This is a genomic window from Ignatzschineria rhizosphaerae, assembly GCF_022655595.1.
Lineage (GTDB): Bacteria > Pseudomonadota > Gammaproteobacteria > Cardiobacteriales > Wohlfahrtiimonadaceae > Ignatzschineria > Ignatzschineria rhizosphaerae.
Genome location: NZ_CP093379.1, coordinates 839,546 through 852,466, shown reverse-complemented (window position 1 = coordinate 852,466; position 12,921 = coordinate 839,546). Strand labels below are relative to the sequence as shown.

Sequence of the window (12,921 nt, the reverse complement as noted above, 5' to 3'; positions counted from 1 at the left end):
CCATCTATCAATATACGAGATCGCATAGTAAAATCCTAGTTGCAATTGGTTAATTTATTACCAATCATCATTTTTTTTAGGACAAAATCAACTATGGGCGCAATATTTAGCAATTTTCAGACTTCTTTTTACGGAAAAAGAAGAGAAAAACCGCTAAAAGCACACAAGCATTTAAAAGGTAACCGACAAATATAGTGTCGTAAGTTCCCGTTAAATCGTAAAGAAGCCCTAAAAGTGTTGGAATAAATGCGGCAAAACAATAGCCCCCAAAGAGCATCATCGCCGTCCAACTCGCAACGGCATTCCCATCATCAACCTCACTAAAGGGCAATAACATCGCGATCGCAAAAAGCCCAGAACTTACTAAGCACCCTAAAATTGCCACAACAATATAAAGGAAGACCACATTATTACCGCTAAAAAGAAGTCCTGTTGCTGCAACAATAACAATAGAGATCGCACTGATACTAGTAAATTTAAGCCCCATTCTAATCACAATAACCGGCACTAAAAAGCCGCCTATTAACCCATTAAAAATAGAGAGATTTAAGAGCGCATTAGCATGAAATGAACTAACGCCCTTCTCAATTAAAAATGGTAAAAGCCAGGCAACATTGGTATAAAAAAGCCCCGATTGCAAGCCAAAACACGCTACTAACATCCACGCTCTTGGCTGATTCCATGGCATTTTGGCTTTTGGCGCACTAAGCGCAGCGCTTTCTCCTTTTTTAAAGAGATAAAATGCCGCCCAGATCCCTGAAATCACCAAAATCGGGAGCGCCCAAAACTCTAATGTCACCGTCCAATCCCAGCCTAAATATTGATTTAAGATTGAACTACTTAAAGAGCCTAAAACTCCACTGATACTAATTCCAAAGGTATAAAATATCATGCCAACATTACTTCGTTTTTTAAAGTAATGTTTAACGTATCCTGACAACAATGGCCCTGCAATGGCAATGCCAATTCCCATTAAAAAAGAGGAGAAAAAGAGCAAAAAACTGCTCTCAAAATAACTTCGAGTCATGGTTGAGATAGCAATTAACAAAAGGCTCATCGTAATAATACGCTCCATTCCAAAGCGATTACTTAAAGGCGCTGCGGCTAATGCAAAAATCCCCATGCATATAATAGGAATCGTCACTAAAAAACTCACCACAGCACTTGATAACTCAAGCCCAATGGCAATATCGTTCATAACAGGTCCAAGCGAGGTTAGGGTTACGCGCAGTGATGAAGCGGCTAAAAAAACCAACCAAAAACAGGCTATTGGCACTGCATATGAGTTCTGCTCTTCCTCTTGACTCATCACCCCTCCCTTACTTTTATTATCTTTATTTTATTTGGCAAATCTTACTCGTATCGCTCAATTCTATAACAACTCAAGGGACTTTTAAATCCATCAAGGCATATCTTGCCAAAACTGACTCTATTTACTTTCCTGATCATCATTAAGAATATTATCGTTACAGACAATTTGGTTTAAAGGATCCTCATTTAAAAGTCAAAAGTACGCCACAAACATCAAACCAACTTGTAAAAGCCTAATAATATGGCTTTTGTACTTCTTACAATCGATGTGCCGGCATTTAAATCAGCCTATTTTGAACCTATTTCACTATAATAATGCCGGATAAATAAAACGCCTTTTGAAACTCTTCAAAAGGCGCTCTAAAATTCAAACTCAAGAAAATAATCTAAGAACAGTTGTTTTTACTAACCACGTCCGGTGTGACCAAAGCCACCTTCACCGCGCTCACTTGCTTCAAACTCATCCACTTGATTAAAAGTTGCTTGCATTACAGGAACAATCACCATCTGCGCCATTCTTTCACCTACTTTTAAGGTGAAATCTTCTTGACTACGATTCCAAAGAGAGACCATTAATTCACCTTGATAGTCGGCATCGATTAATCCCACAAGATTACCGAGAACAATACCGTGCTTTACGCCTAAGCCTGAACGTGGAAGAATCATTGCAGCATAACGAGGATCTTTCAAATAGATGGCAATACCTGTTTTTACAAAAGCAGTTTCGCCTGCTTTAATCACGATATCTTCAGAGAGCATTGCACGAAGATCAAGACCCGCTGAGCCTTCAGTTGCGTAACTTGGAAGAGGAAACTCATTTCCTAAACGAGCATCTAGTACTTTAAAATCAACATTTAACATATCAATCATAAACCTTTATTCAATTGTGATGGCTTGGAATATCTGTATTTTATACCAATAAATAAGCTCATTGATGATAATTTGCTTACTCTTAAAGCAATTAATCAATGAGCTTTTGTCTTATTTGATGATGAGTGCAAGAACTGATTCTCTTGCCCTTTCATCTAATCTATCTTACTTATGATTTTACTGGGCGACGTGCGTTTAAACGATCGTAGTAATATTTATCTAATACGGTTGTCGGCATCTCATATTGACGCACTGATTCATAGCTTGCAGGGGTAATACCGAGCACTTCAAAATCTTGACGATCTGTTACTGAAGGGGTTTTTGAAGCTTTAATCAGATTGCGGCTGTAGGGGAAACGTGGCATGAATCCCCAGAAAAGAGCGATAAAACTTGCAAGCCCATTTGGGAAGCCGATAATCGTACGTTTTCTTGGGGTAATTTCACTGGCGATTTTCTTTGCAATCTCTTTTAGGGTATAACGCTCAGTGCCCGCTAATTCAAATACGGTTTGCTCATGATCTGTTTCAAGCAATTTAACCGTTGCATCCACCACATCATTTACAAATACAGGTTGGATCTCTGCTTTTGCCATGGGTAACAATAAAATTGGCATTGTTCTCACCCAGCGAGCAACGTGATAAGTAAAGGCATCTTCATAGCCTACGACTAATGATGGCGCTACAATCGCTAATTTCATTTGACGATTTTGTGCTAAATCTAAAAGCTCTTTATCACCCTCCCCTTTTGTTGAAAGGAAAGTACTTGAAGAGCCTGCTTTTGCACCAAGCGCACTAAAGTGAATCATCTTTTTAACGCCAAGTTCATCAGCAATTTCAAAAATACGTTTTGGGAAAGCAACGTGCGCTTTAGTTGCACGGCGACGCTTGTTATCTAAAGTCCCAATCATGTTAATGACAAATTCAGAGCCTTGTAAGTGTTCACGTATCAATGCTTCATCTTCTAGCTTACACTCATTCACATACTCAACGCCTGGTAAGCATGATGCACTATTTTGCACATTACGATCACGAGAAAATACAGTTATACGATAGCCATGATGCGATAATGCAGCAGTTAAAAGGGAGCCGATAAAGCCGGTTCCGCCAAAGATACTCACTTTTTTCCTATTCATTTCTGCTCCTGAATATTTGAATTAACTTTAATCTTGTCAGTATAACAAATAAAAATCAGGGTTAGGACTAATTTCGCAAATCTGTTGATGTAGGATCAAAGTTAAAACAATTACTAACCATAAACATGACTAAATTCTATTTAAGATCCTTTTATTTATTTTAAAATCAGATTTCCCATTACCTATCATTAAGGACTAAATTAATCCCACTTTTAAAAAATAGAAATATTTAATAAATATTAAAAGCTTATGACATATCCTAACGCACCATTCGTTATAATGCATCGCACCTCTATATTGAAGGGGAATTGTCTGTTTTTTTCACATTGACAATAGAGTCTGTTGAACATTCATAATTTCAACCAAATATAAGCACAGGCTAAAGCAACATTACTGATATAGCTATTTTTCAACTTATCATATCGTGTTGCTATGCCTCTGAAATGCTTTAAAGTTGCAAACATATTCTCGACAACATGCCGAGCTTTATAAATATGCCAGTCCATGTGGGTATTGCCAGATAAGCTGTTTCTTTTATTAGGAATATTAGGGTGAACTCCTTGATGAGATAAGGATTCACTTACTTTTTCAGATATATATCCTCGATCGGCATTTAGTAATTTTGTTTCATTTAAATAAACTTTTTCAATCAGCTCTGGGGCAACTTTGACATCATGAGTTACCCCATCGCTGATTATAAAGTCGAGAGGGTTACCATGAGCATCCACTATAAGATGGATTTTAGTACTATTACCGCCAGCGCTTTTGGCAATAGCTTGAGATTCTAGGCTAGAAGACCTAGCACTACTTTGGTGTGCTCTGATGTGAGTCGCATCGATGGATAGCCATTCCATATCAGGATCTTGAATTAACATTTTGAATATTTTAGAAAACTTATCAAGCTTGGACCATCGCCTAAAAGCTTTAAAAACCGTATTAGGCTTTCCAAAGCATTCGGGAAGATAGCGCCATTGGCAGCCTGTTTTAAGGCGAAATAAAATGCCTGTAAAAATATTTCTTAAATTTGGTTTGTCATAAATATTTAAATCTAGGAGAATAGGCTTTAGCTTCAACCAAAGCTGGTCATTCAGTAACGTTTGGGGCATAGAATAGAGAGTTTGTAATGTTTTTTTGACGATTACATTTTACAACTCTCTATTTTTTATTCCAAATGTTCAACAGACCCTAAAATCAAGAAATAAATAATTATTATTATTAAAAATCTGTATAACATATAGCATCGATAACCTATACAGATCATATCCCTCTCTTTACTAGGGTTATAAAACCACGCAATAGATGTAATCCATTGCGATTAATGATGAATGCTTATTAAGGATATACGGGTAAAATTAAAAGGACATAATGATGAGAAAGTATTTTGGAACAGATGGAATTCGCGGCAAAGTAGGAGATTTTCCCTTAACCCCTGAGTTCGCATTAAAATTGGGGTTTGCTGCCGGTAAAGTATTAGCGACAACCCCTAATGCAACCGTTCTTATTGGAAAAGATACCCGTCAATCTGGCGATATGCTTGAATCAGCACTATCTGCTGGTTTAACTTATGCTGGGGTAAATGTCGTCCTTGCAGGCGTTTTACCAACACCAGCCATTGCACATTTAACCATGAAGCACCAGATGGTTGCTGGCATTGTTGTCTCTGCCTCTCACAATCCGTTTTACGATAATGGTATTAAGTTCTTTAATCATCTTGGGGAAAAATTGGATGACGCGGTGGAACTCTCTATTGAAAAAGCGATTGATGAACCATTAGTGCTACCTAAAAACGGCGAGCTTGGTACTATTAGCCACCTTCTCACTGCGAGCGATGAGTATGTTGATTTTTGCTATCAAAGTGCTGAAGGTCTCTCACTTACCGGTCAAAAAATTGTTATCGACTGCGCACATGGTGCGACTTATGAAGTTGCCCCTAAGCTCTTTAAGAAACTCGGTGCTACAGTCATTGAAGTGGGCACAGCGCCGACAGGTCTTAATATCAATGACAAAGTTGGCTCGACTTCTCCAGAGGCAATTATTGAGCGTGTTAAGCAAGAAAAAGCCCATTGTGGAATTGCATTTGATGGGGATGGGGATCGTTTATTAATTATTGATGAACATGGCCGGCCTTTTGATGGGGATGATATTCTCTATCTGCTTGCTACCGCTCGTAATGAAAAGGCCGTTGTCGGCACTATTATGAGTAACCTTGGTTTTGAGCTAGCGCTAAAAAAACGTGGGATTGAACTTTTACGTTCTAAAGTGGGTGACCGCTACGTATTAGAGCTTCTCAATGAAAAATCGCTCACTATTGGGGGGGAGAACTCAGGACATATCCTCTGTTTAGATGCGCACTCTACAGGAGATGGCATTATTGCAGCGCTTCAATGCTTACTTACAGTGACAGCGCTCAAACGCTCATTTGGGCAGATCTTAGATGAAATTCCTAAAACAGTGCAAGTCATGCACAACGTTAGAATCACTAAAGAGACAACATGGGATACACCAGAATTAAAAGCAGCAATGGAAGAGATTGAAACAGCACTTGATGGTGAAGGCCGTATTCTTATTCGCCCTTCAGGAACGGAGCCTGTTGTCAGAGTCATGGTTGAGAGCCATGATCATGCACTATCTGAAAAACATACTATTGCCCTTGCGGATATTATTCGTGCATCTGCAGATCAAGCTTAAAACATTAAAGCCTTTAAGCTAATTTAAGGCACTTAAAAAAACAATCAAATGACATGCTAAAAGGGATTCGAAAGTGAATCCCTTTTTTATTGAGGATTTTAGTCGCCCCATCAGCCTAATAATTCCTCTTAGATGATTTTATAATAAAATCGGTTTAAAAGTCACAGAATCAAATTACCGGTACATGAGTTATAAACTGTATCTAAAAATTAAATAAAATCCCACAAGAAATCAATATCATAAGAAATATTTAAAAAATTATAATATGACAAAATCGTGACAATATTTCGTTCTCACGATAATCTGCCTTATGACAATAAGATGACAAAAAAATAGACAGCTTTATGCTTTGTTACACCCTTGTCATAATTACCTCCTAAACTAACGTCTATATTAACCACATTTCTCACTATTATAAGTAGAGTTATTACTATGAAAAAAATCCTCATCGTTGAAGACGAAACACCTATCTCTGAAATGATCGAACATTTTTTATCAAGCGAAGGATTTGACGTTGTTCAAGCTTTCGATGGTTTAGAGGCAAAAGAAGTTTTAGCATCACAAGCAAAAATCGATCTGATTTTACTCGATTGGATGCTCCCTAAAAAGTCGGGGCTTGATCTATTAAAAGAACTTAAATCTAGCCGGAAAAACCGCCATATTCCGATTATCATGTTAAGTGCTCGAGCCGAATTAGATGATCGTCTTGAAGGATTAGACTCTGGTGCTGATGATTATTTACCCAAGCCTTTTGCTATGAAAGAGCTTCTCTCTCGTATTAATTCCCTACTTCGCCGAATTGAAGAGTATGTGGAAGAAGATAAAGAGATTATCGAAATTGCTGGCATTGAATTAGATTTAGACGCTCAGCGCATCACCATTAATGGGGAGCTCATCAATGTCAGCGCTATTGAGTTTCGCTTGCTCGCCTTTTTTATGACGCATGTAGATCGAGTTTATAGCCGAGGAAAGCTCCTTGATCATGTTTGGGGGATGGATAGCTACGTGGATGAGAGAACGGTAGATGTCACTATCGGAAGATTACGTAAAATCTTAGAACCCACCGGTCATCAACGTCTTTTACAAACTGTGCGAGGTGAAGGTTACCGTTTTTCACCACAATAAGATATTCATAAAACACAAGATAGTCACACATTTTTAACCACTGCGTAATAGAGTGCGATGCGCTTCACTATTACATCTTTAACTATATATAACCATTTCATTGCCCTCTTTAAGCAATGACGAAAGAACACAAAACGTTTATCATAAGCAGAAAGCTTGCCTACTACTGGCTTAGTATAAAATGAGGAGTATTCAATTATGTTGGGTCATTTGTCTATTAAGCACTTTTTGATAGAGTTACTCTTAGCATTTGTCCCGGCAATTTTTCTCTCCTTTTTCTTTGGGCATATTTTTCTCTGGCTCTTTATTGCAGTATTACTCTTACTACTCTGGCACTATTGGCAAATTTATCGTCTCTCTCACTGGATTTGGGTAGATCATAATCTCTTTCCTCCAGAAGGAAAAGCTACATGGCTACCAATCTTTCATGGACTACATCGCATGCGTCTTGAAAATCGTAAAGAGCGAAATCGTCTTCTTGATTTTATCCGTTATTTTCGTAAAGGTGCGGAGGCAATGCCTGATGCCACAATTCTCTGCGATAAGGAAGGCCGTCTCAATTGGTGTAATCCACAAGCAGAACAGATGCTTAAATTACGCTGGCCACAAGATGAGAAACAATCAATCTTTAACCTTATTCGTACTCCTGAGATTGTTGAGTATTTTAAAAAAGGGGATTTTTCGCAACCTTTTTTATTAAAACATGATCATCGAGAACTAGAATGCCGCTTCTATTATCCTTATATCGAAAACAATCTTCTTATTATTGCACGAGATGTCACAGATAGAGAGATCGCAGAGCGCACACGACAAATGTTCTTTGCTAACGTCAATCATGAGTTACGAGTGCCGCTTACTGTTTTAAAAGGCTACGTTGAGATGCTTGATGGCAATCTCTCAGATGAAGAAAAATCAAGCTTTACCGGCAAAGCACTATCGCGCATGGATGAACAGATCGAAAGGCTCCATTCTCTAGTCATTCAACTGATGGCATTAACCCGCTTAGAAACGGCGCCTAAAGCTGATAAATTTACGCTCATTAATCTCTCAGAGATTGCTATAACGCTTATTGATGATTACCACAATCATCATCCGGGTAAAGAGACCATAATCACCGCAGAAATTGATCCAAATATCCATATTAATGGGAATAGCGAGCAACTAAAACAGGTTTTTAACAATCTCTTTTATAATGCCATTGAGCATAATCCTGATGATACGCCGGTGCATCTTTCATTAAAAAATAGGGGCAATGAGATTCTTTTCTCCGTCAGCGATAAAGGCAAAGGAATTCCGGCAATTCATTTAAATAAACTCACCGAACGCTTTTATCGTGTCGATTCCTCCCGTAACCGAGATCAATCAGGAGGAAGTGGGCTGGGGCTTGCCATTGTCAAACATGCACTCAATAATCATGACAGTAAATTGATGATTAATAGTAAAGTCGGTGAAGGGACAACTTTCTCCTTTACTTTGAAAAAATTACTTTAAAAAAATATTAAAGCCTTCAAGCATTCTTATCAATATGACTACGCTTCTTACTTTTTGTAAGGGGGAATTTTCTAATCTAATAAATTTACACGCAAAATAAGATAGATAGCCTTTAGAAGAGATGCTTTCTCACATAAAGTTTGTTACGCTAAATAAGAAAACTCATGCTATCTTTCATATTTCTAAGGGATGCAAAATGGCAAATCTCAAGGCTTCCTCCCCATTTACAATCATGGTGCTCGGTGGTTATGGGAATTTTGGCGAACTCATCTCAAGTGCGCTAAGCCCGAAAACAGATCCCCTCAATCAAAATATTAAACTGATTATTGCCGGCAGAAATGGCCAAAAAGCAAAGATTCTCGCAGAGACATTAGACTGTAATTATTGTGAAGTGGATGTTGCAAAAGATGATCTTGCGGCAATTTTCCTTCAACACGGTGTTAATCTTGTGATCTCAACCGTTGGCCCTTTTCAAGGGCAATCCTACCATATTGCGCAATCAGCACTTCAAGCAAATACTCACTATATTGACCTTGCTGATTCTAGAGAATTTGTTGCCGGCATTTCAAGCTTAGATAATGAAGCAAAAGCCCAGCAATGCTTTATCTGCGCTGGTGCTAGTACTGTTCCGGGATTAAGTAGCGCGGTAATCAATCACCACCTTTCCCGATTTTCAGCTCTTGAATCGATTGAAATTTGCCTATCTGCCTCGGAAAAAGTCCCCGGCATTTCAACCCTTTCTGCGGTACTAAGTTACGCTGGTGAAACTTTTACAATGCTCAAAAATAAGCAGCAAACACCTGTTTATGGCTTACAGGATCTAGAACATCGCAAGTTTTATCATCTTCCTAAAAAAAGATGGGTGAGCAATTGTAATGTGCCAGATTTAGAGATTTTTCCTCACAACTACCCTTCTCTTAAAAACCTCTCCTTTAAAGCGGGTGTGGGAATTAGCCTCGTGCAATTTAGCGCAAGTTTTGTGGCATTCCTCCGGCGCTTCAAGCTCTTTCCTCATCCTGTAAAATATGCCGGCGCCTTTTACAAATTAGCGCAAAAATTTGAAAGATTCGGAGATGGTTTAAGCGTAATGCAAGTTCGGCTCATTGGCAAGGATCATCTTGAAAAACCACTAAAAATCAACTGGGAAATCATCGGTTATGACAATGAAGGCCCCAATATCCCCTGCTTTGCATCCATTATCCTTGCAAGAAAATTAGCAAACAATCAGCTACAAGATCGGGGCGCTTTTTCTAGTACTAACCTTATTACGCTTGAAGAGTATTTAGCAGAATTAAAAAGGCTTAATATCAAGACCTTCACCGATATTATCTCCTGATTTCTTATAGTCGATTCAATTGAAAGAAATACTATTTTAAAATTAAACAGAGCATCGTCTAAATCAAATTAACTTAGACGATGCTAGGCACGAGGCTAGATACTTAAAGGCATCCTCATCCTCACTCAAGGAGAGAATATGGCAAAACCACAACTATTTCGCCACTTTTTAGGGGAAGAATCCTATGCCTTGTTACCAAAAGCAATTCAATTCTTTCATGAAAATTCTGACCAAAAATGGCAAGGATATGCAGTGGTTAAAGGAGGTCAAAACATCCTTCTTAAGCTTTTAAGAAAGCTCTCAGGACTGCCTAAAATCTCTAATCATGTCCCAACCACTATTTCGGTTGATCATCACAATGGGCAAGAGATTTGGCAGCGGCAATTTGGTGCTTCTAAATTCACCTCTATTATGGGTTTCTCGAAGGCTCAAAACCTGCTTTATGAAAAAGTTGGCCCTATTCGTTTCTACTTTCAACCAACCGTTCGTGCTTATCCAGAAAGTGATTCAACCATGGCAATTCATTGGGATTTTCAATACGTAACGTTTTTGGGCTGTAAAATTCCTCGCTTTTTATCACCTGTATTTATCGGCCGAGAATCTGTCTCTACTAATGGTATCTATCAATTTAAAGCTTATGTTCGCTTGCCAATTCTTGGCGTATTAGTGGATTATGAAGGGCAACTAACTTTAGCAAAAAAGACAAAAACAGCGGGTGAGCATTAAGAAAGCAATTTGAAATGATATTAATTTTTTAATTCCATTACAATAGACCTATTATCAGCGTTATTGTTCAATAGTAGGATCGTTATGAATGTTGTTATTCTCTTCTCTCACAATTTCCCAGAATTAGTCGATGAGTTTTTTGCAGGTGAGCGCAATGTCCCTGAGATCATTGAGACGGATTATGATATCTCACCGCTGATTTACGATAACAAAGCTGTTGTCACGGATTACAACAACTGGGATTTTGTCTTTCTCAATATTGAGCACTGCTTTAAAGCCAATTTCCAAAAGAAACTTAAAAGCCTCTCTAAAGAAAAACCTATCTATATGTTTGCGATCAATGATACGGCTGAAGCGTTATGGTTTGAGTATCATCACGAAGGAAAACTACTTCGCCAATGGATCTCCGTTGAATACGAAGTCCAAGGCAACATGGGCGAATACCTCAAAGAAGAGCAAACCATCGGCTACCCTTTCATCGACGAAGCTTACGAAGATGTTGGCGAAGAGATGTTCTATGAGTTAATCGAGGAAATCACCACATTTGATGTCACTACGATGATTGATGAAGCTAAAAAGTAAGCTCTTTTAATCGCATACGAGGCATCTGAAATCTTGGTTAATTTATTTGTTAGAAATCGGCGGGTTGTTTACACTTCAGTGTTAAAATAATTTTCTAAAACTTCATAAGGCGTTAAACCATTAATACCCTTATGAGGTTTTACTGTGTTGTAATAGTTCAAAAATCGTTTTAGCTTCTTTTTCCGATCATCTGAACTGATAAACTCCTCCTGATTATGCCACATTTCCATGAGTGTTCGAATGACTCTTTCTGCTTTTCCATTCGTTTGAGGGCAAGCTGGCTTTGTAAACTTTTGATTAATCTTATGTGTTAGACACATTTCGACAAAGGCATGTTCTGATGTACCCTTATACTCACGACCATTATCCGAATAGGTGCATTCTACAGTATAGGGACACTGTTCTAACAGATCCCATCGAAGAAATTCAGCAGCACTAAACTGTGATTTATCAGGATAAATACCGGCATAAAGTTCTCTTGAAAAATCATCAATTCCTACAAATAAATACTCTCTAGTGCGATTTTTAAGATCCCCTTTTAAAAGAGGGAGCCGTTTAGTATCCACATGGACCATCTCGCAGGATAGTTTTTGTTATAACGTTTAGCCCTTTTTTTAAGTTTCTCTTCAATAGATTTTTCAATCTTTGCAAGACGTTTAATGCCATACTTAATTGTTCTATAACGTTCATTTTTACTAGCTAATGGCACAAACAAGTTCAATCTACCTTGTTTTAGTACTTTATAGATCGTAGGTCTGCTTACCATAAAACGCTCAGCTAGATAGGTTACGGTAAATTTTTCTTGATGATGTAATCGCCAAATCTCTTCTCGATGAAACGGCGTTAATTTTGTTTTTCGATGGATATTCATAACAGTATTTTCTCCTAATACTGTAAACAACGCGATAAAATCCTACAATTTATTATTTAAAATAATTTCTAGTAATGAAGAAATGAAAAATAGCTAATTATAATTCAAAACTCCTATCATATTATTAATTTCAAATAAAATAGTTATCACAAAACACTAAAGAGAGCTTTTACAGTTCTCTTTCAAAAGATTTAATCATTCGGGATTAATTTCTTACAATATAGTAAGTTTTCTTCACCATTCAATAATACTTTTTGTTCAAAAAGATAGCCTAATTTATCTGCAACGCGTAGTGATGCAATATTATCAGAGTCTATAAAACAAATGCTTTTCTCAAACCTATTTTGTAAAGTTAACCATGTTAAAGCGGATTGCATTGCTTCAGTGACATACCCTTTTCCTTGATATTCAGGGGCAATCACCCAACCTGCTTCTGGAACGCCTTTTATTGGGATATCAATTGTACGATGAAAATCAGCAAAGCCAAGATCTCCAATGTATTTTCCTGATTCTTTTTCTCGAATTGCCCAATAGCCAAAACCTAAAATTCGCCATAACCCTGCATAAGAGAGCATTCTCATCCATGATTCACGCTCTGTCGAAATCGTTCCACCGATATATTGCACCACAGACTCTTTCGCCCATAAATCTGCTAAAGCAGAAAAATCGTTACATTGATGCCCTGATAAAATTAATCGATCTGTTTCCAATACAGGAATCGTTTGATGATGAATCATGTTATCACATCCTTATTTGTCCAAATTAATCTGCCAGCAAGATTCTAATCTA

Annotated in this window: 11 protein-coding genes and 1 pseudogene; 6 read left to right on the top strand and 6 right to left on the bottom strand. The window is 37.8% G+C overall.

The window, feature by feature from the left end; genetic code table 11:
* Positions 1 to 106: 106 nt before the first annotated feature.
* From MMG00_RS03705 to MMG00_RS03690, 4 genes are all read right to left on the bottom strand, one after another.
* Positions 107 to 1,309, bottom strand: coding sequence for an MFS transporter (locus tag MMG00_RS03705; protein ID WP_242151571.1), 1,203 nt, complete (start codon positions 1,307 to 1,309; stop codon positions 107 to 109).
* Positions 1,310 to 1,716: 407 nt separating this feature from the next.
* Entirely contained in the window at positions 1,717 to 2,172 is a 456-nt protein-coding gene (gene dut / locus MMG00_RS03700; RefSeq protein WP_242153283.1) for a dUTP diphosphatase, read from the bottom strand.
* Between the two features lie 178 nt (positions 2,173 to 2,350).
* Positions 2,351 to 3,313 carry an NAD-dependent epimerase/dehydratase family protein gene (locus MMG00_RS03695; RefSeq protein WP_242151568.1) on the bottom strand — a complete coding sequence of 321 codons (963 nt, stop codon included), beginning with the start codon at positions 3,311 to 3,313 and terminating at the stop codon, positions 2,351 to 2,353.
* Between the two features lie 350 nt (positions 3,314 to 3,663).
* On the bottom strand, positions 3,664 to 4,419 hold the full coding sequence (locus tag MMG00_RS03690; RefSeq protein WP_242151565.1) for an IS5 family transposase: 756 nt from the start codon (positions 4,417 to 4,419) through the stop codon (positions 3,664 to 3,666).
* A gap of 256 nt (positions 4,420 to 4,675) precedes the next feature.
* Here MMG00_RS03690 and glmM point away from each other — a divergent pair, with 256 nt between their 5' ends.
* From glmM to MMG00_RS03660, 6 genes are all read left to right on the top strand, one after another.
* On the top strand, positions 4,676 to 6,001 hold the full coding sequence (glmM, locus tag MMG00_RS03685; protein ID WP_242153280.1) for a phosphoglucosamine mutase: 1,326 nt from the start codon (positions 4,676 to 4,678) through the stop codon (positions 5,999 to 6,001).
* Positions 6,002 to 6,433: 432 nt separating this feature from the next.
* Complete coding sequence (locus MMG00_RS03680; RefSeq protein WP_242151562.1) at positions 6,434 to 7,126, top strand: response regulator; 693 nt, start codon at positions 6,434 to 6,436, stop codon at positions 7,124 to 7,126.
* Positions 7,127 to 7,324: 198 nt separating this feature from the next.
* A complete protein-coding gene (gene phoR / locus MMG00_RS03675) occupies positions 7,325 to 8,617 on the top strand; it encodes a phosphate regulon sensor histidine kinase PhoR (RefSeq protein WP_242151559.1) in 1,293 nt (430 codons plus the stop codon).
* 196 nt (positions 8,618 to 8,813) lie between these two features.
* Complete coding sequence (locus MMG00_RS03670) at positions 8,814 to 9,953, top strand: saccharopine dehydrogenase family protein (RefSeq protein WP_242151554.1); 1,140 nt, start codon at positions 8,814 to 8,816, stop codon at positions 9,951 to 9,953.
* Positions 9,954 to 10,091: 138 nt separating this feature from the next.
* A complete protein-coding gene (locus MMG00_RS03665; protein ID WP_242151551.1) occupies positions 10,092 to 10,679 on the top strand; it encodes a DUF4166 domain-containing protein in 588 nt (195 codons plus the stop codon).
* Positions 10,680 to 10,763: 84 nt separating this feature from the next.
* Positions 10,764 to 11,261, top strand: a complete 498-nt coding sequence (locus tag MMG00_RS03660; protein ID WP_242151548.1) for a hypothetical protein — start codon at positions 10,764 to 10,766, stop codon at positions 11,259 to 11,261.
* A gap of 68 nt (positions 11,262 to 11,329) precedes the next feature.
* Here the strand turns inward: MMG00_RS03660 and MMG00_RS14340 are convergent.
* Positions 11,330 to 12,132, bottom strand: a pseudogene (locus MMG00_RS14340) (integrase core domain-containing protein).
* 191 nt (positions 12,133 to 12,323) lie between these two features.
* Complete coding sequence (locus tag MMG00_RS03645; RefSeq protein ID WP_242151540.1) at positions 12,324 to 12,869, bottom strand: GNAT family N-acetyltransferase; 546 nt, start codon at positions 12,867 to 12,869, stop codon at positions 12,324 to 12,326.
* Between the last annotated feature and the right edge of the window lie 52 nt (positions 12,870 to 12,921).